The following is a 25,145-nucleotide window of genomic DNA, read 5'->3' as shown; positions in this document are numbered from 1 at the left end:
CCTGTGCAATGTCGCACGCGTCCCCGACCTACCTCCCCGACATCGAAGCGGCCCCCGGCCGGCCGCCGCTCTTGCGCATCGAGCCCGGCGGCGACGTGGCCGGCTGGGTCGCCGGGAACCGCGAAGCGCTGCGTGCCGCGGTCGCCGAGCACGGCAGTCTCCTCGTCCGCGGGCTGGGCCTCGACGGGCCCGGCGTCACGGAGGAGGTGTTCCGGCGCCTGACCGGCGACCGGCTGATGGCCGACCGGGAGCCCTTCGCGCCGCGCCGCTCCTACTCCGACGGCGTGTACTCCTCCTCCAAGTGGCCGCCCAACCAGCAGATGTGCATGCACCACGAGCTGAGCTACGCCCTCGACTTCCCGGGCCTGCTGCTCTTCGCCTGCCTGGTGGCGCCGGAGGCGGGTGGTGCCACCGCGGTCGCCGACGGCCCGACGGTGCTCCAGGCGCTGCCGGCCGAGCTGGTCGAGCGGTTCGAACGGGAGGGCTGGCTGCTGACCCGGACCTACAACGACGAGATCGGGGCGTCGGTCGCCGAGGCGTTCGGCACCGACGACCGGGCCGAGGTCGAGCGCTACTGCCGGGCCAACGCCATCGAGTTCGCCTGGCAGGACGACGGCTCGCTGCGCACCCGGCAGCGCCGCAGCGCAGTCGTGCACCACCCGGTGACCGGCCGCCGCTGCTGGTTCAACCAGATCGCCTTCCTCAACGAGTGGACGATGGACCCCGAGGTGCGCGAGTACCTGGTGGACGTCTACGGGCCGGACGGGCTGCCCTTCAACACCCGTTTCGGAGGCGGCGATCCGCTCGACGAGGACATCGTCCGGACCGTCAACGAGGTCTACGAGGCCCACACCCTGCGCGAGCCGTGGCACTCCGGTGACCTGCTGCTCGTCGACAACATCCGCACCTCGCACAGCAGGGAGCCCTTCGACGGGCCGCGTGAGGTGCTGGCCGCGCTCGGCGACCCGGTACGGCTGACCGACTGCGCGCCGACCATCGAAGTGAGGATGACCGCATGACGACCACGGACAGTGCCGCCCACAGCGCCCTGGGCGCACCGCCGTTCGCGGTGATCTCCGGGGAGCAGGTGCAGCAGGTGCTGCAGGGCCGGGAACCGGAGATCGGCGAGCTCGTGGAGGCCGTGTACCGGCTGCACGGGGCGGGTGACTCGGTGAATCCACCGTCGTACTTCCTGCGTTTCCCGGACCGTCCGTCGTCGCGGATCATCGCGCTGCCGGCCTCGCTCGGCGGCGCGCTGCGGGTGGACGGGCTGAAGTGGATCTCCAGCTTCCCCGAGAACACGAAGTCCGGGCTGCCTCGGGCGTCGGCCGTGCTGATCCTCAACGACCCCGACACGGGCTATCCGTTCGCGTGTCTGGAGAGCTCGGTCATCAGCGCCACACGCACGGCGTCCTCGGCGGCGCTGGCCGCCGACCGGCTCAGCCGCACCCGCGAGCGTCCCACGCGCGTCGGCTTCGTCGGGACCGGTCTGATCGCCCGCTACATCCACACCCATCTCGCCGCCACCGGCTGGGAGTTCGAGGAGACGGGCGTGTACGACCTGTCGCCCGGCAGCGCGGCGGGATTCCACGGCTATCTGGAACGTTCGGGCGCCAAGGGGCGGTTCAGGGTGCACGACGACCCCGAGAGCCTGGTCCGCTCCAGCGACCTGCTGGTGTTCGCCACGGTCGCGGCCGCACCGCACATCCACGACCCGTCGTGGTTCACGCACCACCCGCTGGTCCTGCACGTGTCGCTGCGCGACCTGGACCCGAGGATCCTGCTCGCGTCGGCCAACTACGTCGACGACGTCGAGCACTGCCTGAAGGCGGAGACCTCGCCGCACCTGGCCGAACAGCTCACGGGCGGGCGGGAGTTCCTCGACGGCACGCTGAACGACGTACTGACCGGGCGGGCCACCGTCCCGGGTGACCGGACGGTGGTGTTCTCCCCGTTCGGACTGGGGGTGCTCGACCTCGCGGTCGGCAAGTTCGTCCACGACGAAGTGGCCCGCGGGGGCGGGCTGCACGTCGTCGACGGGTTCTTCCACGAGCTGCGCCGGCACGGCTGACCGGCCCGTGGCGCATGAGGAGGGGGGCATCATGCCCGTCATTTCTGATCCTGTTCAGTTCAACGAGGAGGAGCTCTACGTCGACCTTCGGGCCGCGCTGGGGCTGCCTCTGTACCTGAAGTGCGAGGGCTTCAACTTCGCCGGGTCCATCAAGCTCAAGGCGGCGACGGAGATGGTCGACGCCGCCGAGCGCGAGGGCCGGCTGCGGCCGGGCTCGGTCCTGGTGGAGTCCTCGTCCGGCAACCTGGGGGTGGCGCTCAGCGTGATCGCGGCGAGCCGGGGCTACCGGTTTCTGTGCGTGACCGACGCGCGCTGCAACAAGCCGACGATCCGGCTGATGGAGTCGCTCGGCACCCAGGTGCACGTCATCGAGGAACCGGACGTACGCGGCGGCTTCCTCGGGGCGCGGATGGCGTACGTCGACGCCCTGTGCGCCTCCGACGAGCGGTACGTCTGGCTCAACCAGTACACCAACCAGGGCAACTGGAGGGCGCACTACCGCACCACCGCCCCGGCCATCGCCCGGCGCTTCCCCGATCTGGACGTGCTGTTCGTCGGGGCCGGCACGACCGGGACCCTGATGGGCTGCGCCCGCTGGTTCTGGCAGTGGCGGAGCCGGGTGCGCATCGTCGCGATCGACAGCGTCGGCTCGGTGAGTTTCGGCGGGGCACCGGGACGCCGGATGATCCCGGGCCTCGGCACCAGCGTGCCGCCGCGGCTGCTCGACGAGTCGTACGTCGACGACCTGGTCCGCGTCGAGGAGAGCGACGCCATCCTCGCCTGCCGCCGGCTGGCCGCACGCGGCTTCATGTTCGGCGGCTCGACCGGCACGGTGATCAGCGGCGCCGGCCAGTGGCTGGCCGAGCACGGCCGGCAGGGCCTCACCTCGGTGGCGATCGCCCCGGACCTCGGCGAGCGCTATCTGGACACGGTGTACCGGGAGGGCTGGCCGGCGGACGCGGTCGAACCGGAACCGGCCATGGCCAGGCTGGCCTGATCCGTACGGCGGGGGGTCCGGGGGCGGCGGCCCCCGGACGGCATCGCGGAGCGGCACCCCGTGTCCGCGGTGTGCCGAAGGCGCAGCCCGGGGTAGGTTCGCGGCATGGCACGCCGCACCCACACCGTGACCAACCAGTCCCCGCCCCTGGTCGGCTACGACGTCTACAGCGCCGACCGTGCCCTGACCGAAGCCGTCGAGCGGCACCTGGACCCCGGGCTGCTCGACGAGGGACGCGAGGAACTGGCCGCCCTGGGGCGGGCCTCGGGCTCCCGGCAGCTGCAGGAATGGGGCATCCAGGCCAACGAGAACCCGCCCCGGCTGCGCACGCACGACCGCCAGGGCCACCGCGTCGACGAGGTCGACTTCCATCCGGCCTGGCACCGGCTGCTCGGCAAGGGCGTCTCCGCGGGCCTGACCTCGGCCTGGAACCGGCCCGGCGGCCATGTGCGCCGGGCCGCCGCGTTCGTGGTCTGGACGCAGGTCGAGGCCGGCAACCTGTGCCCCCTGTCGATGACCCACGCCGCCGTGCCCGCCCTGCGCACGGACCTGGCGCTCGCCGCCGAGTGGGAGCCCCGGCTGACCTCCGTGGTGTACGACCGCGAGATGCGGCCCGCCCGGCTGAAGGCCGGGGCCCTGTTCGGGATGGGCATGACCGAGAAGCAGGGCGGCAGCGACGTACGCGCCAATACGACGGTCGCACGGCCGCTCGACGAGGACGGGACGTACGAGCTGACCGGCCACAAGTGGTTCTGCTCGGCCCCCATGTCCGACGGATTCCTGGTGCTCGCGCAGGCTCCCGGCGGACTCACGTGCTTCCTCGTACCGCGCGTTCTGGACGACGGTTCACGCAATGTCTTCCTGCTGCAGCGGCTCAAGGACAAGCTCGGCAACCGCTCCAACGCCTCCGGCGAGGTCGAGTTCGACGGCACCTGGGCGCGCCGGGTCGGCGACGAGGGGCGCGGGGTGCACACCATCATCGGCATGGTGGCGGCCACCCGGCTGGACTGCGTGCTGGGCTCCGCGGGTCTGATGCGGCAGGCGGTCGCGCAGGCCGTGCACCACTGCGCCCACCGGGAGGCGTTCGGCGCGAAGCTGGTCGACAAGCCGCTGATGCGCAACGTCCTGGCCGACCTGGCGCTGGAGTCCGAGGCGGCGACCACCCTCGCGCTGCGCCTGGCCGCCGCCTACGACGAGGGCGGCGAGCAGGAGCGGGCGCTGCTGCGGATCGCCGTACCGGCCGCCAAGTACTGGGTGACCAAGCGGTGCGCTCCGGTCGCGGTCGAGGCCGCCGAGTGCCTGGGCGGGAACGGATACGTCGAGGATTCGGGGCTGCCCCGGCTGGTGCGCGAGTCGCCGCTGAACTCGGTCTGGGAGGGCGCGGGCAACGTCCAGGCGCTGGACGTGCTGCGCGCGCTCCAGCGGGAGCCGCAGGCCCTCAACGCCTATCTCCAGGAGGTCGGCAGGGCGCGTGGCGCCGACCACCGGCTGGACGCCGCGATCAAGAACCTGCTGACGGACCTGGCCGACCTGGAGGGTGTCGAGGGGCGCGCCCGCCGGCTGACGGAGCGGATCGCGCTGGTGCTCCAGGGCTCGCTGCTCGTCAGGTTCGCACCGCCCGAGGTGGCCGACGCCTTCTGCGCCGCGCGGCTGGGCGGCGACGGCGGCTCGGCCTTCGGCACCCTGCCCCACACCCTGGACCTGGCGTCGGTCGTGGAGCGGGCCCGGCCGCAGTCCTGAGGGGTCACCGCGGGACGCGGGGGTGGTGCTGCGCCGACACGGCACCACCCCCGCTCAGCTGGCCCCATCAAGGCCACGAACGCCGCTCGGGACGGCGTCGCTCAATATTCAATCAACCGGGGAGCGGTCCACCAGGGTTGCAAGGGGTTGCAACTTGCTGCTGTCTGTGGCTGGACTGTCTCCGTCCGTCAGTGCCGGACGGCACTATGAGACGGACAGTGCGGACGACTCGGGAACCCGTCGCCGATACGCCACGGAAAACGGTTGTCCGGAGACCACCCAGCGGGAGGACCAGTGGTGCATCCGCCGACGGACGTGACGCAGCTCGCCATGGTCGACACGGCACGGGCGGCGCGGGTGCTGAGCGAGCTCCGCTCCGCCAGGCTCGCGGGCCAGCGCACGCCGGTCGCCCCGCGCCCGGTGATCGAGCAGTCCTGGGGGCGGATGCTGCGCAGCGGCATCGACCCCGAGCACGACCGGCGCTCCGGGCTGCTGTCCGCCGACGAGGTGCGCCGGCGCCGCGAGACCTCGGTGCTGCGGCACGTCCTGCCGGTGCTGCGGGAAGGGCTGCTGTCGGTCGCGGACGTCGCCCACCACATCATGGTCGTCACCGACGAGGACGGCCGGGTGCTGTGGCGGGAGGGCAGCCCGGCGGTGCTGCGCAGGGCGGACGGCCTGGGCTTCGAACTCGGCGCGGACTGGCGGGAGGACGTCGTCGGCACCAACGGCGTCGGCACCCCCGCGGTGGTGCGCCGGCCCGTGCAGGTCTTCGCCTCCGAGCACTTCGTACGCTCCATGACCAGCTGGACCTGTACGGGCGCGCCGATCACCGATCCGCGCGACGGCCGGCTGCTGGGGGTCGTCGACGTCAGCGGGCCGCTGGAGACGATGCACCCGGCCACCCTCGCCTGGGTCGACTCGGTGGCCAAACTCGCCGAGGCGCGGCTGCGCGAGCTGCACCTGGCCTCGCTGGAGCGGCTGCGCGCGGTGGCCGCACCGGTGCTGGCGCGGGTGGGCGGCCGGGCCCTGGCGGTGGACCGGGACGGCTGGACCGCGGCGGTGACCGGGATGCCGTACACCGGCCGGGTCACCCTGCCCAAGTCCCTGTCGGCGGGCCGCCGGTGGCTGCCCCCGCTCGGTCTGTGCACGGTGGAGCCGCTGGCCGAGGGCTGGCTGGTCCGGGCCTCGGACGAGCCGCTGCCGCACGGCGCCACCCGGATCGTGCTGGACCTGTCCCAGCCGCGCCGCTGTTCGGTGACGGTGTCCGGAAGCGCGGGTTCCTGGTGTCACGAACTGAGCCCCCGGCACGCCGAGTTGCTGTATCTGCTCGCACTGAACCGCGAGGGGTGCAGTGCGGCGGGCCTGGCCGAAGAGGTGTTCGGCGACCCGGCGCGCCGGGTGACGGTGCGTGCGGAGATGTCCCGGGTGCGGCGCTATCTCGGGGGGTTGCTGGAGCACCGGCCGTACCGCTTCACCGAGGGCTCGGAGGTGGAGCTGCTCCTGCCGCCCGACCCGCGTGACCTGCTGCCGCAGTCGACGGCGCCTGCGGTGCGGCAGGGGCGGGAGCCGGCGGAGACGCCCTGAGAGGGAGGCCTGCCGAGGCGCCGACCGCGCACAGTGTGTCACCGGAGTGCGCCGCTACGTGACCCCTGCAGGGTCATCTTCCGCATATTTGCAGGTTCTTCGTCCCTCACCGCACCGGACTGCCGTAGCATCCCTCTTTGGGCCACCCCACCTGCTTCTTTGGTCAACACACAGACCAATGGCCGCAGTTGGCTCGCCTCGGGAGGACCTATGACGCAACGTGGCCGACATCGCAGGCAGAAGCGGGGACGAGCGCTGCGCGCCCTGCTGGCCGGGACCGCCCTCGCCCTCACCGCCGCCGCCACGATGATCAGCGCCTCGCAGGCCACGGTGAGTGACAGGACCGGGGCACTGAAGGCGCTCTCCGCCTCCGACCGGGCGGCCGCCGGGCTGCGGCTCCAGGAGCGCGCGGTGCCGCCGAGCACACTCGACCGGCTCGCCTCCGCCATGGGCCGGCCCGTCGGCGTCACCACCGTCCTCGGCAACGCCGACCACTCCCTGCTCGACGGGGCCGACTGCCCGTCCACCGTGCGCACGGCGCTGCCCGTCGCGCCGGCGGCGGGGCGCGCGTACTGCTGGGACGCCGCCGACACACGCGGCTGGCGGGCCGGCGCGGTCACCACCTCGGGGGACGCGGACGACGACGGCCACTGGGGCGAGCACCGGGTGATCCTCTCCGGCTGGAGCCGCGGCAGCGGCCGGGCCGGCCACGCCCGGGTCGCCTTCGTCGACGCCACCGACCCGGCCCGCCTGACCTACACCTGGGCCACGCTCGCCGTCCCGGTCGACGGCGGCCGCGACTACCGCGGGCTCGGATCCCGCGTCCTGGGCATGGTCTGGTACCAGGGCAAGCTGCTGGTCACCGCCGCCGACGGCCTGTACGTGTACGACATGCACCGCATCCAGCGGGCCACCGTCGACAGCGGCGCGGTCGGCCGGGTGCGCGGCGGCTGGTCGGCGTACGGCGCGAAGTACGTGCTGCCGGCGGTCGGTTCGTACCGGCTCACCGGGAGGGCCGCGAGCCCGGCGGCGATCTCGCTCGACCGCAGCACCGCGCCCGACAGCCTGGTCGCGAGCGAGCGCGTCCCGGCGGACGCCAAGAAGACCACCCGGCTGTGGCGCTACGCCTTCAGCGGCGACCCGGCACGCGCCGGCCTGCTGGCCACCGACGCAGCGGGACGCGCGGCCCCGACCCAGGCGTACGAGACGAGGACGACCGGCGTCGGCGGAGTCCTGTCCTACCGCTCGGACTGGTACCTGGCGCGCTCGGCGGACACCCCGGACGGCCGCGGCACCCTCTGGCGGCAGAACACGCGCAAGGCGCGGGCCGTCGAGTGCGGAGCGGACGAGTCGAACCACTGCTGGACCGGCCGGGCCGGGTCGCTGTCGTACGCGCGGGACACGGGCGAGGTCTGGTCCCAGTCGGGCCGGATGCTCTACGCACTGCCGCTGGCCTCGATCGACAGATCTCTGCGGTAGATGATTCCCTGACGGGCATGACCAACATCCCCGTGACCACCTGGTCCCTGGAGCAGACCGCTCCGGCCGACCTCCTGCCGGCCGCCGCGCCGGAGGGGGACGTGCGGATCGTCCGCTCCGAGGTCCCCTCCCCCGAGTTCAGCCGCTTCCTGTACGCGTCCGTCGGCGGCGACATCCGCTGGATCGACCGGCTGGGCTGGACGTACGCGCGGTGGCAGGAGCAGTTGGACCGGCCGGGCGCGGAGACCTGGGTCGCCTACGACCGGGGCACGCCCGCGGGGTACATCGAGCTCGACGCGCAGGACGACGGCGTCGTGGAGATCGCCTACTTCGGGCTGATCCCCGCCTTCCGGGGCCGCCGTATCGGCGGGCATCTGCTGTCCTACGGCACCGCCCGCGCCTGGGACCTCGCCGGCCGCTGGCCGGAGCGGTCGCAGACGAAGCGGGTCTGGGTGCACACCTGCAGCCTGGACGGCGAGCACGCCATGGACAACTATCGGCGCCGGGGCTTCAAGCTCTTCGACACCGAGGTCGAGGAGCAGCGCGAGGTGCCCGCGCCCGGCCCGTGGACCGGCGCCTACCCGGTCTGACCTGCGCGGACAAGACCGGTCACAGCCAATGTGATCGAGGACACCCTTGTCTCGCATTTCGGGACAAGGATGTCCGCATCGTGGACGAAGCTGGACTGTGTCCAGATTGCCGTGCCACGCTTCCGTCATGTCTGGAACTGGAATTGCCTTGGTGAGTCGGCGGCACGTCGACCTCGGCCGCATGTCCAGCGCCATCTGTCCGGCGAGCTGACAGCACAGCACGCCCGGCATCTCTGACTTTCTCCCTTTGCCTCTGCGCGATGACGCGTATGTCTGCCCATGCGCCCGCACGCGCAGGCCAGAGCCGCATTCCCGCCTGTCCCGAAGGACGTATCAACCATGGCCGCCACCCCGCCAAAGCCTGCCGCCGCGACTCCCCGCCGCAAGGTGAGCCGACACCGTGGCGAGGGCCAGTGGGCCGCGGGGCACTTCACCCCGCTCAACGGCAACGAGCAGACCAAGAAGGACGACGACGGTCTCAATGTGCGGACACGCATTGAGACGATCTACTCCAAGCGCGGCTTCGACTCGATCGACCCCGGCGACCTGCGCGGACGGATGCGCTGGTGGGGGCTGTACACCCAGCGCAAGCCCGGGATCGACGGCGGCAAGACCGCGATCCTGGAGCCGGAGGAGCTGGACGACGAGTACTTCATGCTGCGCGTGCGCATCGACGGCGGTGCGCTGACCACGCAGCAGCTGCGCGTCATCGGCGAGGTCTCGCAGGAGTTCGCGCGCGGCACCGCGGACATCACCGACCGGCAGAACGTCCAGTACCACTGGATCCGCATCGAGGACGTCCCGACGATCTGGGAGCGGCTGGAGGGCGTGGGCCTGTCGACGGTCACCGCCTGCGGCGACACCCCGCGTGTGATGATCGGCTCCCCGGTGGCGGGCATCGCCGAGGACGAGATCATCGACGGCACGCCGGCGCTGGAGGAGATGAAGCGCCGGGTCCTGAACAACAAGGCGTACTCGAACCTCCCGCGGAAGTTCAAGACGGCCATCTCGGGCTCGCCGGTGCTGGACGTGGTGCACGAGATCAACGACGTCGCCTTCGTCGGCGTGCGCCACCCCGAGCACGGCCCCGGCTTCGACGTCTGGGTCGGCGGCGGCCTGTCCACCAACCCCAAGCTGGGCGTGCGGCTCGGCGCCTGGGTGCCGATCGACGAGGTCCCCGACGTCTACGAGGGCGTCATCTCGATCTTCCGCGACTACGGCTACCGCCGGCTGCGCAACCGTGCCCGGCTGAAGTTCCTCGTCGCCGACTGGGGCGCGGAGAAGTTCCGCCAGGTGCTGGAGGACGAGTACCTGGGCGGGCGCAAGCTCGTCGACGGCCCCGCCCCCGAGCAGCCGGTCCAGCAGTGGCGCGACCACATCGGCGTGCACCGCCAGCGCGACGGCCGCTTCTACGTCGGTTTCGCCCCGCGCGTGGGACGCGTCGACGGCGCCACCCTGACGAAGGTCGCCGACCTCGCGGAGGCACACGGCTCGGGCCGGGTGCGCACCACCGTCGAGCAGAAGATGATCATCCTCGACGTCGAGCAGGACCAGGTCGACTCGCTCGTGGACGAGCTGGAGGCGCTGGACCTCACCGCCCGGCCGTCCACCTTCCGGCGCGGCACCATGGCCTGCACCGGCATCGAGTTCTGCAAGCTCGCCATCGTCGAGACCAAGCAGCGTGGCTCGCAGCTGATCGACGAACTGGAGCGCCGCCTCCCGGAGTTCGACGAGCCGCTCACCATCAACCTCAACGGCTGCCCGAACGCCTGCGCCCGTATCCAGGTCGCGGACATCGGTCTCAAGGGCCAGCTGGTCCTCGACGACAAGGGCGAGCAGGTCGAGGGCTACCAGGTGCACCTCGGCGGCGCGCTCGGCCTGGAGGCCGGGTTCGGCCGCAAGGTCCGTGGCCTGAAGGTGACTTCGGACGAGCTGCCCGACTACATCGAGCGGGTCCTCAAGCGGTTCCAGGCCGAGCGCGGGGACGGTGAGCGGTTCGCCGCGTGGGCCGCGCGTGCGTCCGAGGAAGCGTTGTCGTGAGCGAGCGCGCCGCCCCCTTCTACTGCCCCTACTGCGGCGACGAGGACCTCCGTCCCGGCGAACAGGGCCATGGCGCATGGGAATGCGCGGCGTGCAACCGGGCCTTTCAGCTGAAGTTCCTCGGGCTGCTCGCCCGGGGCCTGCAGCACTCCGAAGCAGGGGGAGACGAGACATGACCACGGTGACGGAAGAACAGACGACCGAGGACCTGAAGGCGCTCGCCGAGCAGGCGGGCCGCGACCTGGAGGACGCCTCCGCGCCGGAGATCCTCAAGTGGGCGGCCGACACCTTCGGCAAGCGCTTCTGCGTGACCTCGTCCATGGAGGACGCGGTGGTCGCCCACCTGGCCTCCCGGGCCATGCCCGGCGTGGACGTCGTGTTCCTCGACACCGGCTACCACTTCCCGGAGACCATCGGCACCCGTGACGCGGTCGAGGCCGTGATGGACGTCAACGTCATCACGCTGACGCCCCGTCAGACGGTCGCCGAGCAGGACGCGGAGTACGGCCCGAAGCTGCACGACCGCGACCCCGACCTGTGCTGCAAGTTGCGCAAGGTCCAGCCGCTGGAGCAGGGCCTGAAGAACTACGTGGCCTGGGCGACCGGTCTGCGCCGCGACGAGTCCCCGACCCGGGCGAACACCCCGGTTGTCGGCTGGGACGAGAAGCGGCAGAAGGTCAAGATCTCGCCGATCGCCCGCTGGAGCCAGGAGGACGTGGACGCGTACGTCGCCGAACACGGCGTCCTGACCAACCCGTTGCTGATGGACGGCTACGCGTCCGTCGGCTGCGCCCCCTGCACCCGCCGGGTGCTGGAGGGCGAGGACGCACGGGCCGGCCGCTGGGCCGGGCGGGGCAAGACCGAGTGCGGGCTGCACGGCTGACCATGACTGCGACATCGACGAATCAGGAGACGCACGTGACGACCGGAGCCACCGTCTGGCTCACGGGTCTGCCGAGCGCCGGCAAGACCACCATCGCGTACGAGCTGGCGGGCCGGCTGCGCGAGGAGGGCCACCTCGTCGAGGTGCTCGACGGCGACGAGATCCGCGAGTTCATCTCGGCGGGCCTCGGCTTCACCCGCGAGGACCGGCACACCAACGTGCAGCGCATCGGCTTCCTCGCCGAACTGCTCGCCCGCAACGGCGTCAAGGCGCTCGTCCCGGTGATCGCGCCCTACACCGACAGCCGCGAGGCCGTGCGGGGGCGCCACCAGAAGAGCGGGGCGCCGTATCTCGAGGTGCATGTCGCGACTCCGGTCGAGGTGTGCTCCGTACGTGACGTGAAGGGCCTCTACGCCAAGCAGGCCGCGGGCGAACTGAGTGGGCTGACCGGGGTCGACGACCCCTACGAGACGCCCGAGTCGCCCGACCTGCGCATCGAGTCGCAGCACCAGACCGTCCAGGAGTCCGCGGCCGCGGTCCACGCGCTGCTCACCGAAAGGGGACTGGCATGACGACCGTCGCCACAGTCGAGGAGGGCACGGGTTCCCCGTACGCCCTCTCGCACCTGGACGCACTGGAGTCCGAGGCGGTGCACATCTTCCGTGAGGTGGCGGGTGAGTTCGAGCGGCCGGTGATCCTCTTCTCCGGCGGCAAGGACTCCATCCTCATGCTGCACCTGGCGCTGAAGGCCTTCACCCCCGCGCCCGTTCCCTTCTCGCTGCTGCACGTCGACACCGGGCACAACTTCCCCGAGGTGCTGGAGTACCGCGACCGCGTGGTGGAGCAGCACGGGCTGCGCCTCCATGTGGCCTCCGTGCAGGACTACATCGACCGGGGGGTACTCAAGGAGCGCCCGGACGGGACCCGCAACCCGCTCCAGACGCTGCCGCTGACCGAGAAGATCCAGGCGGAGAAGTTCGACGCGGTCTTCGGCGGCGGACGACGCGACGAGGAGAAGGCCCGCGCCAAGGAACGGGTGTTCAGCCTCCGGGACGAGTTCTCCCAGTGGGATCCGCGCCGCCAGCGGCCCGAGCTGTGGAACCTCTACAACGGCCGGCACGCCCCCGGCGAACACGTCCGCGTGTTCCCGCTGTCCAACTGGACCGAGCTGGACGTCTGGCAGTACATCGCCCGCGAGCGGATCGAACTGCCGCAGATCTACTTCGCGCACGAGCGCGAGGTGTTCAAGCGCGCCGGGATGTGGCTGACGGCCGGCGAGTGGGGCGGGCCGAAGGACGGCGAGAGCGTCGAGAAGCGGCAGGTGCGCTACCGCACCGTCGGCGACATGTCCTGCACCGGCGCCGTCGACTCCGACGCGGTGACCCTGGAGCAGGTCATCACCGAGATCGCCGCCTCCCGGCTGACCGAGCGCGGCGCCACGCGTGCCGACGACAAGCTCTCCGAGGCCGCGATGGAAGACCGCAAGCGCGAGGGGTACTTCTAAACATGAGCACGATCACGACCGAGGAGCTCTCGGCCACCACCCTGCTGCGGTTCGCCACGGCCGGCTCTGTCGACGACGGCAAGTCGACGCTCGTCGGACGGCTGCTGCACGACTCCAAGTCGGTCCTCACCGACCAGCTGGAGGCCGTGGCACACGCCTCCCGCAACCGCGGCCAGGAGACCCCCGACCTCGCCCTGCTCACCGACGGCCTGCGCGCCGAACGCGAACAGGGCATCACCATCGACGTCGCCTACCGCTACTTCGCCACCCCACGCAGACGGTTCATCCTCGCCGACACCCCCGGCCACGTGCAGTACACCCGCAACATGGTCACCGGCGCCTCCACCGCCGAACTGACCGTGATCCTCGTCGACGCCCGCAACGGCGTGGTCGAGCAGACCCGCCGCCACGCCGCGATCGCGGCCCTGCTCCGCGTCCCGCACGTCGTCCTGGCCGTCAACAAGATGGACCTGGTCGACTACAAGGAGCCCGTCTTCGCCGCGATCGCCGAGGAGTTCACGGCGTACGCGACCGAGCTGGGCGTCCCCGAGGTCACCGCCATCCCGATCTCCGCGCTCGTCGGCGACAACGTGGTGGAGCCCTCCGCCACCATGGACTGGTACGGCGGCCCGACCTTCCTGGAGCATCTGGAGACGGTCCCGGTCAGCCACGACCTGAGCCACTGCCACGCGCGGCTGCCCGTGCAGTACGTGATCCGGCCGCAGACCGCCGAGCACCCCGACTACCGGGGCTACGCGGGACAGATCGCCGCCGGTTCGTTCCACGTCGGCGAGGCGGTCACGGTGCTGCCGTCCGGCCGTGCGTCGCGGATCTCCGCCATCGACCTGCTCGGTGAGCCGGTCGACGTCGCCTGGACCACGCAGTCGGTGACCCTCCTGCTGGAGGACGACGTCGACATCTCGCGCGGCGACCTGATCGTGCCCAGCAAGGACGCCCCGGCGACCACGCAGGACGTCGAGGCGACCGTCTGCCACGTCGCCGACGCCGCCCTGACGGTCGGCCACCGGGTGCTGCTCAAGCACGGCACCCGTACGGTCAAGGCGATCGTCAAGGACATCCCGTCCCGGCTCACGCTGTCCGACCTGTCCCTGCACCCGCACCCGGGACAGCTCGTCGCCAACGACATCGGCCGGGTGAAGATCCGCACCGCCGAGCCGCTGCCGGTCGACTCCTACGCCGACTCGCGCCGCACCGGCTCCTTCATCCTCATCGACCCCAGCGACGGCACCACGCTCACCGCGGGCATGGTCGGCGAGTCGTTCGCGGCCCCCGAGCCCGTCAAGGACGACGGCGAGGACGACGGGTGGGACTTCTGAGCATCGAGGCCCAGGGCAGGGACACGGCCGACGACGCCGGTCCCGGCACGAGCTGACGCAGTACCCGACGAGTTCCCAGGAGGTGACGACCATGGCCACGACCACGATGCCGGCGAAGGCCGCCGAGTCGGTCGCGTACGCGGCACGCCTTGAGCATGTCTCGAAGTCCTTCGCCACTCCCCAAGGGCAGCAGCTGGTCCTCGACGACATCAGCATCGATGTCGCACCGGGCGAGTTCGTCACCCTCCTGGGCGCCTCGGGCTGCGGCAAGTCGACGCTGCTGAACCTGGTGGCGGGCCTGGACCGGCCGAGCGCCGGCGGCATCACGACCGACGGGCGCCCGGCCCTGATGTTCCAGGAGCACGCCCTGTTCCCGTGGCTGACCGCGGGCAAGAACATCGAACTCGCGCTCAAGTTCGCGGGAGTCGCGAAGGCGGAGCGGCGCGGCAGGGCCGAGGAACTGCTCGAACTGGTCCGGCTGAAGGGCGCGTACGGCAAGCGGGTGCACGAACTGTCGGGCGGTATGCGCCAGCGCGTCGCGCTGGCCCGCGCGCTGGCCCAGGACAGCCGGCTGCTGCTGATGGACGAGCCGTTCGCGGCGCTGGACGCCATCACGCGGGACGTGCTGCACGACGAACTGACCCGCATCTGGGCGGAGACCGGCCTCTCCGTCCTGTTCGTGACGCACAACGTGCGCGAGGCCGTACGACTGGCCCAGCGGGTCGTCCTGCTGTCCTCCCGTCCGGGCCGGATCGCCCGTGAGTGGACGGTCGGCATCCCGCAGCCGCGCCGCATCGAGGACGCGCCGGTGGCCGAACTGTCCCTCGAGATAACCGATGTGCTGCGTGGGGAGATCCGCCGTCATGGCCAGCACTGATACGACGCCGGCGCGGGGTGCCGGAAGCGTCGAGGCGGGCCTCGACGCGCTGGAGACCACGGCCACCGGCCGGGCGTCTTTGCGGCAGACTCTCGTCACCAAGGTCCTCCCGCCGCTCACCGCGGTCGTCGTGGTCCTGGTGGTCTGGCAGGGGCTGATCTCGCTCAAGATCGTGGACGATCCGACCAAGCTGCCGTCGCCGGGTGCCGTGTGGCACGCCGTCCACGAGTCGTGGCTCGAGGGCACGCTGCTCGGCTACATCTGGACCAGCGTCTCCCGCGGTCTGCTGGGCTTCTGCTTCGCCCTGCTCATCGGCACCCCGCTGGGGCTGCTGGTGGCCCGGGTGAGGTTCGTGCGCGCGGCCATCGGCCCGATCCTGTCCGGCCTGCAGTCGCTGCCGTCGGTGGCCTGGGTGCCGCCCGCCGTGATCTGGCTGGGCCTGAACAACTCGATGATGTACGCGGTGATCCTGCTCGGCGCGGTCCCGTCCATCGCCAACGGCCTGGTGTCCGGTGTCGACCAGGTACCGCCGCTGTTCCTGCGCGCGGGCCGCACGATGGGCGCGATCGGTCTGAAGGGCACCTGGCACGTCACCCTGCCCGCCGCGCTGCCGGGCTATGTGGCCGGCATGAAGCAGGGCTGGGCCTTCTCGTGGCGCTCGCTGATGGCGGCTGAGATCATCGCGAGCTTCCCCGACCTGGGCGTGGGCCTCGGCCAGTTGCTGGAGAACGCCCGCACCGCCAGCGACATGGCCATGGTGTTCGAGGCCATCCTGCTGATCCTGTTCGTCGGCATCGCCATCGACCTGCTGATCTTCAGTCCGCTGGAGCGGTGGGTGCTGCGCAGCCGCGGCCTGCTGGTGAAGAGCTGATCGCCATGCGTCCTGTGCAGCCGGTCCTTCTCGTCATCGCCCACGGCAGCCGCGACCCGCGGCACGCGGCGACCGTGCACGCCCTGGTGCGCCGGGTACGGTCGCTGCGGCCGGGGCTGCGTGTGGAGACCGGCTTCCTCGACTTCAACGTCCCGTCCGTGAGCGGGGTGCTGGAGTCTCTGGCGGCGGAGGGCGTCCGTGACGTCGTGGCCCTCCCCCTGCTCCTGACGCGCGCCTTCCACGCGAAGGCCGACATCCCCGCGGTCCTGCGGGACGCGCCGCCGCAGCTGCGCATCCGCCAGGCGGAGGTGCTGGGCCCCTCGCCGCTCCTTCTCTCCGCCCTCGAACGACGTCTGTACGAGGCGGGGCTGACCCCCGCCGACAAGTCCTCGACCGGGGTCGTCCTGGCCTCGGCGGGGTCCTCCGACCCGGAGGCGATCGCAGTGATCGCAGAAATCGCGCGGGAGTGGCGGCACACCGGTTGGTGCGCCGTGCGGCCTGCGTTCGCCTCCGCTTCCCTTCCACGCACGCGGGAGGCGGTACGGGAGCTGCGCTCTCTCGGCTGCGAGCGGGTCGCCGTCGCGCCGTACGTGCTCGCCCCCGGCTTTCTGCCGGACCGGATCGCGCGGGGCGCGGCCGAGGCGGACGCGGACGTGCTCGCCGACGTGCTCGGTCCGGCGCCGGAGGTGGCGCGGGTGCTGCTGGAGCGGTACGACCAGGCACGCAGCACTTCGCCGGCGTGGGCAGTCGATCGTGTGCGGCACCGCCGTGGCTGGTCGCGCAGTTCCCCGCGCCCCTTGTCCAGGCCTACGGCCTGGTCGTTGCCGTGACCGTGACCGCCGGGCCCGTGCCGGCCGCCGTCACCGCGGCGACCGTCACCGTGTAGGACGTTGCCGGCTTCAAGTCTCCGATCACCCGGAACATGCCCTTGGCCGATGGCTGGGTGACCAGGACGTCCCGGCCGGTCACGTCCATGGGGGCGCGGCCGTCGGAGACGGTGATCCGATAGGCGGTGATCTTCGCGTCGCCGGTCGCGGTGGGTGGGGTCCAGGCGAGAGTGGCTGCCGTGGATGCCGTGCGCAGCTTCGGGCTTGTGGGTGCGCCCGGCAGGGCGGTCGCCGTCGTGGGCGCCAGCGGGAATGAGGCGAGGGACGGGGCGCCGGCGCCGACGTCGTTGCTCGCGGTGACCGTCACCGTGAACGGGCCGCCGGCCGCCGGCAGTTGGCCGATCCTCACCAGCGCCGTGCGCTCGAAGTCGGCCGCCGGCACGCTCTGCCGGCCCACCTGCCTGCCCGTCATGTCGTACGCCCTGGCCGTGTACGACCGCACCGGTGAACCGCCGTCCGCGAAGGCCGGGTTGAAGGTGACGTACAGCGCGTCCGGGCCCGCGGTGCCGGTGCCGACGCGGGACGGCGCCTCGGGGACGGACCGCGCGCCGACGCGGCGGTCGAGCAGGGACCGGTAGGCGGGCTCGAGTCCGGCGTCGGCCAGGATCTTCGGCGGTACGTCGGACGGGGACGCCATGATCTCGTTGCCCGTCGTCACCAGCCCCTTGTTGTCGCCGTCGGCCGTGCCCTCCTCCCACCAGTTGTCCTTGACGAGGGTCGGGTCGTTGTTGCCGAGGCCGTCGCGGTAGTCGGTGTGCCGGGAGGCGACGTTGGCGTAGGAGGCGTCGTAGAGGACGTTGCCGTCGACGGTCTCGTACGTGCAGCCGTTGTCGGTGTAGACGCTCTTGCCGAGGCCCCACTGGCCGTGGACGACGTTGCCCGTGACCTTCTCGCCGTCGGTCATGGAGGTGCCGGTCAGGCCCTGGGTGTAGACGCCGCCGCCGTCGTCGAGCATCTGCATGTAGTCGGAGATCAGGTTGTCGCGGACGGTGTTTCCGTGGCTCGGGTTCGGCGTCGCCGGGTCGCCGATCTTGTCGGGCCAGCCGCCCCAGCCCATCGAGATCGCGGAGTAGCCGACGTGGTCGATCTGGTTGTGGGCGATGGTGTCGTCCTGGGTGTAGCCGTTGAGGACGGCGACGCCGCCGTGGAACTCGCGCGGCAGGCCGTAGAGGTGATTGTCCGTCACCTGCACTCCGAAGGCGGGGGTCCGGCCGTCCACTCCCCCGATCTCGAGCCCGTTGCCGGAGATGTCGGTGAAGATGCTGCCGCGGACGGAGGCGTCCTTGGTTCCGGTGCCCAACTCCAGTCCGGCTGCGCCGAGATGGGCGAAGACGTCGTCGGCGAACTCGATGCGCTGTCCGTGGGCGACGGTCAGATTGCCGGGCATCTTCGTCCAGGACGCGAACGGGCAGGTGCCGCCTTCGACGTACTGGCACAGGCCCTGCGTGGCCCAGCCCTTGTCGCCGGTGACGGTGTAGCCGGCCTGGATCTCGGAGAAGCCCTCCGGCCGATTGGGCGTCAACCAGGTCGCGTAGCTGAACTGGATGCCGCGGAAGGCGATGTCGTGGACCGGCGCGTCCGCCGTGCCCCGGCCGTCGACCAGCTTCTCGGCCGCCGCCGCCTCGACGTCGGCGCGGTCGAGGTTCTCGCCCTTGCGGGGCAGGTAGTAGACCCGGTGCGCGCTCCGGTCGAGGTACCACTCGCCGGGCTGGTCGAGGAGTTCGTAGGCGTTCTCGACGTACGACGCCTTGCCGTTGTTCGTGAGATGCCCCGGGCCGACCATGCTGACCGTGCGGCCGGGAATGTCGGGGAACTCGACCCGCCTGTTGGAGTTGTCCCAGCAGGGCTGGGCCATCGTGATCGTGGTGCCCTCCGCGGAGGCGATGCGGCAGCGCGGCTCGGTCCACTGGCCGAGGCCGTTGCGCTCGACGTTCCACAGCGCCTCGCCGCCGGTGTAGACGAACTCGGCGTCGGCGGGGTGCTTCCAATGGGCGATGGCGTCGGACGAGGCGGTGTATCCGGTTGCCGTCTGGGTCAGTTGGACCGGCACGGCTCCGCGGGCGCGCTGGGCGCGTACTCCGTCGACGTACAACTGCCGCGTGTCGGTGAGCCCTTGAGGCGCGGGCGCGGACCACAGTCCCTTGCGGCCCGGCACCTGGTGCCAGCCCACGACCTGGCGGCCGCCGCTGACGACCGTGGTGCCGGTGCCCTGCCAGATCACCCGGTGGCCGTTCGTGCCCGAGTCATGGGCGTCGAGGACGAGCGGGCCCGCCTGGCGGTAGGTGCCGGCGGCGAGGTGGACCGTGAGGTCGGAGGTGAGGTCGCCGGCCCGCGCCCGGACCAGGTCGCGGGCGCGTTGCAGGGTGCGGACGGGATGCCGTGCGCTCCCGTCCGCGTGGTCGTCGCCCGCGGGTGAGACGTAGAGGTCGGTGGACGCGGCCTGTGCCGGGGCCGCGAGGGCCGGCACGCCGAGGGCGAGGACGGCGCCGGCGAGGGCGACGAGGGCGGCTCTTCGGTGCGTGGGCATGTACCCCTCCCGTGGGTCAGCCTGTACCCAACGCCGGGAAAGGTAGGAGCACTTGGGTGCCTCGGTCAATGAACGTGACGGAAAATGGCGCGATCCTCCAAGGTGGAGGCTGATTCGTCCGATCAATCAAAAGCAAGCGATTTCGTGCGGGTGCGCTTGAGTTCGAAGAAGTCCGGGCAGGTGGCCAGCGTCCGGAAGCTGTCGAAGAGTTCGGCTGCGCGGGTGCCGCGGGGAATGGCCCGCAGCACGGGCCCGAACCACACCGTTCCGTCGACATGGATGGTGGGTGTGCCCACATAGCCGCCCGACTCGGGTTCCACGCCCGTCTCGTGACTGCGGCGTACGGCCTCGTCGTACGACGGGTCGTGGGCGGCGGCCGCGAGGTCGGCCGGGAGGCCCAGTTCGGCGAGGGAGGCGGCCACCACGGCGTCGAAGTCGCCGGCCTTCTGCTCGTGGATGCGGGTGCCGAACGCGGTGTACAGCTCGCGCAGGACCTTCTCGCCGTGCCGTTCGGCCGCGGCCACGGCGACCCGCACCGGGCCGATCGACTTGTCGACCAACTCCCGGTACCAGTCCGGCAGTTCGTTGCCGAGATTGTGCAGGTAGAGGCTCATCGCGTGGAAGCGGAGGTCGAGCGGGCGTTCACGCTCGACCTCCAGCAGCCAGCGGGAGGTGATCCAGGCGAAGGGGCAGGCGGGGTCGAACCAGAAGTCGACGCGGGCGGGCTCGGTGTTCGTCATGGTGTCGACGCTAGTCGGGCAATGGTGCAATGTACCGGCCCATTCGGCGACCGTTTCAGTGGCCCAATTTCGGATCCCGTCCGCTGGCGGCGAGCGCGCGGTCGAACACGGGCGCGTCGTCCGGCACGGGCACCGGGTCGGCGAAGCCGTCGTACTGCCGGTAGAGGTCGCCGTGCTTCTCGACCACGTCGAGGACGAAGCGGGCGGCGCCGTCCGAGACGTGGAACCGCTGGCCGGTGGCGGTGGCGACGTCCCATCCGTGCACGGCCGTCTCCTTGACCACCATCGAGGCGATGTCGAGGGCCGGGACCTTCGCCATGCCGAGGTCGACCTCGCCCTCCCACACGGCAGGGTCGGCCCAGGCCGCCACGGCGCGGTCCAGCTGGGCGGCGTAGGCCGTGGCCCAGTCGGGGTCGGCGGTGAAGTCGCGCGCGGTCAGCTCCTCGGGGAGCTGCTTGCGCAGGGCGCGGTGCTCGAGGCCGTAGGAGGTGTAGAGGACCCAGTGGTTGACCAGGGCGCGGACGTCCCAGTCGGTGCAGTGGGTGGGCTCGCCGAGCCGGTCCGCCGGGACGCCGCGCGCCACGCGCGCCGCCTCGGCGGCACATTCGCTCATGTACGGGTGCAGTTGCTTCGGGTCGTCGTACGTCATGCACCCCACGCTAGAAAGGCCCCGCTCAGGACTCTTGAACAAACGCGACAGCCTCGGCGGCTTCGGTCGCCTCCTCGGCGAGGCGGGCGAGCTGCTCGACCGGCATCGAGCCCGGCGCCCGGCGTTCCCGCGCGAAGGTGTTGGCGAGCTGCTGGAGCAGGTCGTTGAGCGGCGTCGGTACCCCGTGCAGCCTGCCCAGCAGGCCGATCTCACCGTTGAGGTAGTCGGCCTCGATGGTGCCGGTGCCACGGCTGAGGGACTGCCAGGAGGAGCCGCCGCCGCGCGGGGCGCCGTCGAGCGGCACCAGGTCGACCTTGTGGCCGCGTACCGCCTGCTGCTCCTCGACGCTCGCGTACGCGATCCCGGCGGCGTCGAGCACGGCCTCCCCCTCGGCCCGCACGCGCGCGTACAGCGCCCCGGCGTCGTCGCGGGCGATCGGCCCGGCGACGGCCTCCAGGGCGTTTGCCAGGTTGGACAGCAGCTTGGCGTACTGCCAGCGCGCGACGTCGGCGGCCACCGGCGCCTCGAAGTGCGACTTCTCCAGGTCGGCGGCGACCAGGCGGACGGTCTCGTCGGTGCCGTGCGGGTGGCGGCCCAGGTGCAGCATGCCGGTGAGCGGGGCGCCGGCGGCGGAGACGGCGCCCGGCTCGACGAAGGTGGCCGGCAGCCAGACGCAGACGCCGTACACGTGCCGGAAGACCCGCAGCGCGAGGCGCTGGCCCTCCACCCCGTTCTGCGCGCAGAACAGCGGCAGCCGCTCCGCCGCGGTGCCGCCGCCCGCGACCGGTGCCGGGCCCCAGACCTGCAGCGCGCCCACGGTGTCCTGGGTCTTCACGGCGAGGAGGAGCACGTCGTCGGCCCTCAACTCGCCCAGCTCCTCCGGTCCTTCGACGGCCGGCAGCCGGTGGGTGTACTCGCCGTCCGGCACCTTCAGCCGCAGCCCGCCCTCCCGCAGCGCGGCCAGGTGCGCGCCCCGCGCGACCAGTACGACCTCGTGCGCCGCACCCGCGAGCCGCCCGCCGATCGCGCCGCCGACGGCGCCTGCCCCGATGATGATGTAGCGCATGGGACGAGCCTCGCACACGCGTGCGCGCGGCCGTCCTCGCCCCTGGTCACCTGGTCCGGTCGCACGGTCCGGTCGTCCGGCCCGATCACTCCGCCGTGAGCTCGACGAGCTTCACCACGGTGTTCCAGTTGCGGGTGGTCGCGATCACGCCCTTGTTGATACGGGACTTCGCCAGGTGCTCGGCGAGCTTGGAGCGGCCGAGTCCGTCCGGGGCGTAGAGGTACAACTCCCTTTCGCCGAGCCGGAATTCCTCGGGCAGGTACGCCTCCCGGTCGATCTCCGCGAAGCGCGCCGCGTCGACCGGCGCGGAGAAGTAGGTGACGTGCAGCTGCTTGGCCTCCAGCTCGGCGGCCGGGAAGGGACAGGCCGCGGCGACCGCCTCGAGATAGGCGTGGTCGCGGACGATCACGTCCACGGAGAAGCCGAAGTGCTTCTCGATCGCGTCCGCCAGCTCGGCCGCCAGGGACTCCTCGTCACCGTGACCGGACGTGAAGACGGCCTGACCGCTCTGGAGGTGGGTGCGTACGCCGTCGTGTCCGAGGCCCTCCATCAGCCGGCGCAGCTCGGCCATCGGGAGCTTCTTCTTCCCGCCCACGTTGATCCCGCGCAGCAGCGCCGCATACGTCGTCATAGGCACACCCTAGGACGGCCGTCGTGCCCCGTGGGGGTGGGCACGACGGCCGGTGTCCGCACAGGCGGACTGCGCGAAACTCTGGCCGAACGACCGGGTCCGGAGCAACACCTACACGCAGCTGTGACTTGTTCAACAAGGTTTTGTAATCACAAAGAGGAGCGATGCCGACGGACCGGACACGGACCGGACACCGACCGGCCACCCTGATCACTACTTTCGGGTAGCCCGGATAGATGTAAGGGGCCGGAGTCCTCCCCAGCGGTGAGGCGGCCGGGTCCGAGCGGATGAGTTCCGGCCGCGGCACTTCACCGGGCAGCACGACGAGATGCGCTTATCCCGGCCATACCTTCGAAGCGAAAGGTGGCGGCAGGGGGCTGTCACCGTGCACGAGGGGGCAAGCCCGTCATGGGGAACGGAGATTCGCGGGTGCGGGGTATAGCCGCCCGGGCCGGTGGCTGGAGCGCCCGGCACCGATGGGCTGCCGTCGGCATCTGGGTGCTGTTCGTGGTTCTGGCGATGGGGCTCGGTTCGGCCGCGGGCCGGGTCGACCTCAAGGACAGCGACCAGCTCAAGGGCGAGACGCACACCGCCGCCAGGATCATCGACGATGCGGGGATCAAGGAGCCGGCAGGCGAGACGGTCCTGATCCAGGCGAAGGGCGGCGAGCTCAAGGCCACCGACGCCGAGTTCAAGGCGGCCGTCGGCGCCGTCGTCAAGGCCGTGGACGCCACCGGCAAGGTCACGGACGTGAAGTCGCCGTACATCACGCGGACCATCTCCAAGGACGGTCGCAGCGCGCTGGTGCAGTTCGACATGCGCGGCGACGCGGAGACCGCGGGCGACCGCGTGGCGCCCGTGCTGAAGGCCGTCGGCGGGGTGCAGAAGGACCACGAGACGCTGCGGATCGAGGAGATCGGCGGCGCGAGCATGCAGAAGACGTTCGACGACGCGTTCGGGGACGACTTCCAGAAGGCCGAGCTCTCCGCGGTGCCGGTGGCCCTCGGCATCCTGCTCATCGCCTTCGGCGCACTGGTGGCCGCGCTGCTGCCGGTCGCCCTGGCGATCACCGCGATCATGGCGACGATGGGCCTGATGGGCATCGTCAGCCACATCCAGCCGATGACCGACACCGCCAACTCCGTGATGCTGCTGGTCGGTCTGGCCGTGGGAGTCGACTACTGCCTGTTCTACCTGCGCCGCGAGCGCGAGGAGCGGGCCGCGGGCCGTGACGCGCAGACGGCGCTGCAGATCGCCGCGGCCACCAGTGGCCGGGCGATCATCGTCTCGGGCATCACGGTGTGCGTGGCGATGGCGGGCATGCTGCTCACCGGGCTCGCCACGTTCCAGGGCATGGGCCTGGCCTCCCTGATGGTCGTCGCGGTCGCCATGGTCGGCTCCGTGACGGTGCTGCCCGCCCTGCTGTCGCTGCTGGGCGGTCGGGTCGAGAAGGGCAAGGTCCCCTTCCTGGCCAAGGCCATGGAGCGCCGCGCCGCCCGTACGGGCGGGGAGAGCCCGTTCTGGACCGCCGTCCTGCGCGGCGTGCTCGCGAAGCCGCTGGTGTCGGTGCTGGTCGCGGCCGGCGCGCTGCTCGCGATCGCGGCTCCGGCGGTCGGCATGAAGACCCAGAACCTCACGCTGGACCAGGAGTTCGGGAACTCGCTGCCGATCGTGCAGACGTACAACCGTGTCAACGACGCCTTCCCGGGCGGCTCCGAGCCGGCCGAGGTGGTCGTCAAGGCGAAGGACATCAACGCCCCCGAGGTGAAGTCCGCGCTCGCCGGCTTCAAGGAGCGGGCGATCAGTTCGGGCGCCTCGCGCGGCCCGGTCGAGATCAAGCTGCACGACGCGCAGAACATCGCCTACGTCTACGTCCCGCTGGTCGGCGGCTCCGACCTGGACAAGGCGGGCGCCAGCCTGGAGAAGCTGCGCGACGAGGTGAGGCCCGCGACGCTGGGCAAGGTGGACGGGGTGCAGGCGCCGATCACCGGGCAGGTGGCCGGTTCGCACGACTTCAACGACCAGCTCGGCGGCGCCGTCGTCCCGGTCTTCGCGTTCGTCGTGGTCTTCGCCTTCGCGCTGATGCTGCTGTCGTTCCGCTCGCTGACGGTGGCGATCACCTCGATCCTGCTCAACCTGCTGTCGGTGGGCGCCGCCTACGGCATCCTCGTCGCGGTCTTCCAGCACGGCTGGGGCGCGTCCCTGGTGGGCGCGGAGGGCGTCGGCGCGATCATCACCTGGCTGCCGCTGTTCCTGTTCGTGATCCTGTTCGGGCTGAGCATGGACTACCACGTGTTCGTGGTCTCGCGGATCCGTGAGGCGCGGATGCGCGGCCGTACGACGCGGGACGCGATCCAGCACGGTGTGGTCACAACTGCCGGTGTCGTCACCAGTGCCGCGGTCATCATGGTCGCCGTGTTCGCGATCTTCGGGACGCTGTCGATGCAGTCCATGAAGCAGATGGGCGTGGGTCTCGCGGCCGCGGTGCTCATCGACGCGACGATCATCCGGGGTGTGCTGCTCCCGGCGGTGATGGCGCTGCTCGGCGAGCGCAACTGGTACCTGCCGAAGTGGATGCACCGGCTGCCGGACATGACGCACGACGAGGCCGCGGACGCCGTGGTGGCGCCCTCGGCGCGGGACGACGAGGGTGAGCCGCTGAGGGTGTGAAC

Annotated in this window: 23 protein-coding genes; 18 read left to right on the top strand and 5 right to left on the bottom strand. The window is 71.4% G+C overall.

Annotated elements, in window-relative coordinates:
• The first annotated feature begins 8 nt into the window (after nt 1–8).
• The 17 genes from ACIBN2_RS07370 to ACIBN2_RS07290 all read left to right on the top strand — a co-directional run bounded on the left by ACIBN2_RS07370 (nt 9) and on the right by ACIBN2_RS07290 (nt 16,803).
• Nucleotides 9–1,019, top strand: coding sequence for a TauD/TfdA family dioxygenase (locus ACIBN2_RS07370; protein ID WP_399133241.1), 1,011 nt, complete (start codon nt 9–11; stop codon nt 1,017–1,019).
• A complete protein-coding gene (sbnB, locus tag ACIBN2_RS07365) occupies nt 1,016–2,071 on the top strand; it encodes a 2,3-diaminopropionate biosynthesis protein SbnB (protein ID WP_399133240.1) in 1,056 nt (351 codons plus the stop codon). The genes ACIBN2_RS07370 and sbnB overlap by 4 nt, the downstream gene beginning before the upstream one ends.
• A 31-nt stretch (nt 2,072–2,102) precedes the next feature.
• Nucleotides 2,103–3,068, top strand: a complete 966-nt coding sequence (gene sbnA, locus ACIBN2_RS07360) for a 2,3-diaminopropionate biosynthesis protein SbnA (protein ID WP_399133239.1) — start codon at nt 2,103–2,105, stop codon at nt 3,066–3,068.
• 105 nt (nt 3,069–3,173) lie between these two features.
• Nucleotides 3,174–4,808, top strand: coding sequence for an acyl-CoA dehydrogenase family protein (locus ACIBN2_RS07355; protein WP_399133237.1), 1,635 nt, complete (start codon nt 3,174–3,176; stop codon nt 4,806–4,808).
• 330 nt (nt 4,809–5,138) lie between these two features.
• Nucleotides 5,139–6,392 (top strand): GAF domain-containing protein, encoded by a 1,254-nt coding sequence (locus tag ACIBN2_RS07350; protein ID WP_399133950.1) that lies wholly within the window; start codon nt 5,139–5,141, stop codon nt 6,390–6,392.
• 210 nt (nt 6,393–6,602) lie between these two features.
• Nucleotides 6,603–7,871 carry a hypothetical protein gene (locus ACIBN2_RS07345; RefSeq protein ID WP_399133236.1) on the top strand — a complete coding sequence of 423 codons (1,269 nt, stop codon included), beginning with the start codon at nt 6,603–6,605 and terminating at the stop codon, nt 7,869–7,871.
• A 17-nt stretch (nt 7,872–7,888) separates the two neighbouring features.
• On the top strand, nt 7,889–8,461 hold the full coding sequence (locus ACIBN2_RS07340; RefSeq protein ID WP_399133234.1) for a GNAT family N-acetyltransferase: 573 nt from the start codon (nt 7,889–7,891) through the stop codon (nt 8,459–8,461).
• A 127-nt stretch (nt 8,462–8,588) separates the two neighbouring features.
• Nucleotides 8,589–8,672, top strand: a complete 84-nt coding sequence (locus ACIBN2_RS07335; RefSeq protein ID WP_309486338.1) for a putative leader peptide — start codon at nt 8,589–8,591, stop codon at nt 8,670–8,672.
• Nucleotides 8,673–8,800: 128 nt separating this feature from the next.
• Complete coding sequence (locus ACIBN2_RS07330; protein WP_399133233.1) at nt 8,801–10,501, top strand: nitrite/sulfite reductase; 1,701 nt, start codon at nt 8,801–8,803, stop codon at nt 10,499–10,501.
• A complete protein-coding gene (locus ACIBN2_RS07325) occupies nt 10,498–10,677 on the top strand; it encodes a hypothetical protein (RefSeq protein ID WP_384256866.1) in 180 nt (59 codons plus the stop codon). Before ACIBN2_RS07330 ends, ACIBN2_RS07325 begins: the two co-directional genes overlap by 4 nt.
• Complete coding sequence (locus tag ACIBN2_RS07320) at nt 10,674–11,384, top strand: phosphoadenylyl-sulfate reductase (protein ID WP_399133232.1); 711 nt, start codon at nt 10,674–10,676, stop codon at nt 11,382–11,384. Before ACIBN2_RS07325 ends, ACIBN2_RS07320 begins: the two co-directional genes overlap by 4 nt.
• A 2-nt stretch (nt 11,385–11,386) precedes the next feature.
• Nucleotides 11,387–11,956 carry an adenylyl-sulfate kinase gene (cysC, locus tag ACIBN2_RS07315; RefSeq protein WP_399133231.1) on the top strand — a complete coding sequence of 190 codons (570 nt, stop codon included), beginning with the start codon at nt 11,387–11,389 and terminating at the stop codon, nt 11,954–11,956.
• On the top strand, nt 11,953–12,888 hold the full coding sequence (gene cysD, locus ACIBN2_RS07310; protein WP_399133230.1) for a sulfate adenylyltransferase subunit CysD: 936 nt from the start codon (nt 11,953–11,955) through the stop codon (nt 12,886–12,888). The genes cysC and cysD overlap by 4 nt, the downstream gene beginning before the upstream one ends.
• 2 nt (nt 12,889–12,890) lie before the next feature.
• Complete coding sequence (locus tag ACIBN2_RS07305; protein ID WP_399133229.1) at nt 12,891–14,225, top strand: sulfate adenylyltransferase subunit 1; 1,335 nt, start codon at nt 12,891–12,893, stop codon at nt 14,223–14,225.
• A gap of 91 nt (nt 14,226–14,316) precedes the next feature.
• Nucleotides 14,317–15,102, top strand: coding sequence for an ABC transporter ATP-binding protein (locus tag ACIBN2_RS07300; RefSeq protein ID WP_399133228.1), 786 nt, complete (start codon nt 14,317–14,319; stop codon nt 15,100–15,102).
• A complete protein-coding gene (locus ACIBN2_RS07295) occupies nt 15,089–15,973 on the top strand; it encodes an ABC transporter permease (protein ID WP_399133227.1) in 885 nt (294 codons plus the stop codon). Before ACIBN2_RS07300 ends, ACIBN2_RS07295 begins: the two co-directional genes overlap by 14 nt.
• 5 nt (nt 15,974–15,978) lie before the next feature.
• A complete protein-coding gene (locus ACIBN2_RS07290) occupies nt 15,979–16,803 on the top strand; it encodes a sirohydrochlorin chelatase (protein ID WP_399133226.1) in 825 nt (274 codons plus the stop codon).
• Here the strand turns inward: ACIBN2_RS07290 and ACIBN2_RS07285 are convergent.
• The 5 genes from ACIBN2_RS07285 to ACIBN2_RS07265 all read right to left on the bottom strand — a co-directional run bounded on the left by ACIBN2_RS07285 (nt 16,781) and on the right by ACIBN2_RS07265 (nt 22,473).
• Nucleotides 16,781–19,387 carry a fibronectin type III domain-containing protein gene (locus tag ACIBN2_RS07285; protein ID WP_399133225.1) on the bottom strand — a complete coding sequence of 869 codons (2,607 nt, stop codon included), beginning with the start codon at nt 19,385–19,387 and terminating at the stop codon, nt 16,781–16,783. The two genes, ACIBN2_RS07290 and ACIBN2_RS07285, sit on opposite strands and share 23 nt — an antisense overlap.
• Nucleotides 19,388–19,509: 122 nt before the next feature.
• Nucleotides 19,510–20,127 carry a DsbA family protein gene (locus ACIBN2_RS07280; protein WP_399133224.1) on the bottom strand — a complete coding sequence of 206 codons (618 nt, stop codon included), beginning with the start codon at nt 20,125–20,127 and terminating at the stop codon, nt 19,510–19,512.
• A gap of 55 nt (nt 20,128–20,182) precedes the next feature.
• Nucleotides 20,183–20,776, bottom strand: coding sequence for a TIGR03086 family metal-binding protein (locus ACIBN2_RS07275; RefSeq protein WP_399133223.1), 594 nt, complete (start codon nt 20,774–20,776; stop codon nt 20,183–20,185).
• 25 nt (nt 20,777–20,801) lie between these two features.
• A complete protein-coding gene (locus ACIBN2_RS07270; protein WP_399133222.1) occupies nt 20,802–21,842 on the bottom strand; it encodes a ketopantoate reductase family protein in 1,041 nt (346 codons plus the stop codon).
• Nucleotides 21,843–21,927: 85 nt separating this feature from the next.
• The gene (locus ACIBN2_RS07265; protein ID WP_399133221.1) at nt 21,928–22,473 is read right to left on the bottom strand and encodes a DUF1697 domain-containing protein; all 546 of its coding nucleotides are present in this window, start codon (nt 22,471–22,473) and stop codon (nt 21,928–21,930) included.
• Nucleotides 22,474–22,881: 408 nt separating this feature from the next.
• Between ACIBN2_RS07265 and ACIBN2_RS07260 the strand changes: the two genes are divergently transcribed.
• A complete protein-coding gene (locus ACIBN2_RS07260) occupies nt 22,882–25,143 on the top strand; it encodes an MMPL family transporter (protein WP_399133220.1) in 2,262 nt (753 codons plus the stop codon).
• The last annotated feature ends 2 nt before the right edge of the window (nt 25,144–25,145 follow it).

Source organism: Streptomyces sp. NPDC050534 (assembly GCF_044457745.1).
GTDB lineage: Bacteria > Actinomycetota > Actinomycetes > Streptomycetales > Streptomycetaceae > Streptomyces.
Note: the sequence above shows the minus strand (reverse complement) of the source record. Positions and strands in the feature narration are given on the sequence as shown.

What these genes read in the sequence shown, in the direction of transcription:
- ACIBN2_RS07350 (WP_399133950.1), top strand. Translation starts at nt 5,139, where the DNA reads ATGGTCGACACGGCACGGGCGGCGCGGGTGCTGAGCGAGCTCCGCTCC.
- ACIBN2_RS07300 (WP_399133228.1), top strand. Translation starts at nt 14,317, where the DNA reads ATGGCCACGACCACGATGCCGGCGAAGGCCGCCGAGTCGGTCGCGTAC.
- sbnA (WP_399133239.1), top strand. Translation starts at nt 2,103, where the DNA reads ATGCCCGTCATTTCTGATCCTGTTCAGTTCAACGAGGAGGAGCTCTAC.
- sbnB (WP_399133240.1), top strand. Translation starts at nt 1,016, where the DNA reads ATGACGACCACGGACAGTGCCGCCCACAGCGCCCTGGGCGCACCGCCG.
- ACIBN2_RS07260 (WP_399133220.1), top strand. Translation starts at nt 22,882, where the DNA reads ATGGGGAACGGAGATTCGCGGGTGCGGGGTATAGCCGCCCGGGCCGGT.
- ACIBN2_RS07280 (WP_399133224.1), bottom strand. Translation starts at nt 20,127, where the DNA reads ATGACGAACACCGAGCCCGCCCGCGTCGACTTCTGGTTCGACCCCGCC.
- ACIBN2_RS07355 (WP_399133237.1), top strand. Translation starts at nt 3,174, where the DNA reads ATGGCACGCCGCACCCACACCGTGACCAACCAGTCCCCGCCCCTGGTC.
- cysC (WP_399133231.1), top strand. Translation starts at nt 11,387, where the DNA reads ATGACTGCGACATCGACGAATCAGGAGACGCACGTGACGACCGGAGCC.
- ACIBN2_RS07370 (WP_399133241.1), top strand. Translation starts at nt 9, where the DNA reads ATGTCGCACGCGTCCCCGACCTACCTCCCCGACATCGAAGCGGCCCCC.
- ACIBN2_RS07335 (WP_309486338.1), top strand. Translation starts at nt 8,589, where the DNA reads ATGTCTGGAACTGGAATTGCCTTGGTGAGTCGGCGGCACGTCGACCTC.
- ACIBN2_RS07295 (WP_399133227.1), top strand. Translation starts at nt 15,089, where the DNA reads ATGGCCAGCACTGATACGACGCCGGCGCGGGGTGCCGGAAGCGTCGAG.
- ACIBN2_RS07265 (WP_399133221.1), bottom strand. Translation starts at nt 22,473, where the DNA reads ATGACGACGTATGCGGCGCTGCTGCGCGGGATCAACGTGGGCGGGAAG.
- ACIBN2_RS07290 (WP_399133226.1), top strand. Translation starts at nt 15,979, where the DNA reads ATGCGTCCTGTGCAGCCGGTCCTTCTCGTCATCGCCCACGGCAGCCGC.
- ACIBN2_RS07275 (WP_399133223.1), bottom strand. Translation starts at nt 20,776, where the DNA reads ATGACGTACGACGACCCGAAGCAACTGCACCCGTACATGAGCGAATGT.
- ACIBN2_RS07345 (WP_399133236.1), top strand. Translation starts at nt 6,603, where the DNA reads ATGACGCAACGTGGCCGACATCGCAGGCAGAAGCGGGGACGAGCGCTG.
- ACIBN2_RS07330 (WP_399133233.1), top strand. Translation starts at nt 8,801, where the DNA reads ATGGCCGCCACCCCGCCAAAGCCTGCCGCCGCGACTCCCCGCCGCAAG.
- ACIBN2_RS07270 (WP_399133222.1), bottom strand. Translation starts at nt 21,842, where the DNA reads ATGCGCTACATCATCATCGGGGCAGGCGCCGTCGGCGGCGCGATCGGC.
- ACIBN2_RS07305 (WP_399133229.1), top strand. Translation starts at nt 12,891, where the DNA reads ATGAGCACGATCACGACCGAGGAGCTCTCGGCCACCACCCTGCTGCGG.
- ACIBN2_RS07285 (WP_399133225.1), bottom strand. Translation starts at nt 19,387, where the DNA reads ATGCCCACGCACCGAAGAGCCGCCCTCGTCGCCCTCGCCGGCGCCGTC.
- ACIBN2_RS07340 (WP_399133234.1), top strand. Translation starts at nt 7,889, where the DNA reads ATGACCAACATCCCCGTGACCACCTGGTCCCTGGAGCAGACCGCTCCG.
- ACIBN2_RS07320 (WP_399133232.1), top strand. Translation starts at nt 10,674, where the DNA reads ATGACCACGGTGACGGAAGAACAGACGACCGAGGACCTGAAGGCGCTC.
- cysD (WP_399133230.1), top strand. Translation starts at nt 11,953, where the DNA reads ATGACGACCGTCGCCACAGTCGAGGAGGGCACGGGTTCCCCGTACGCC.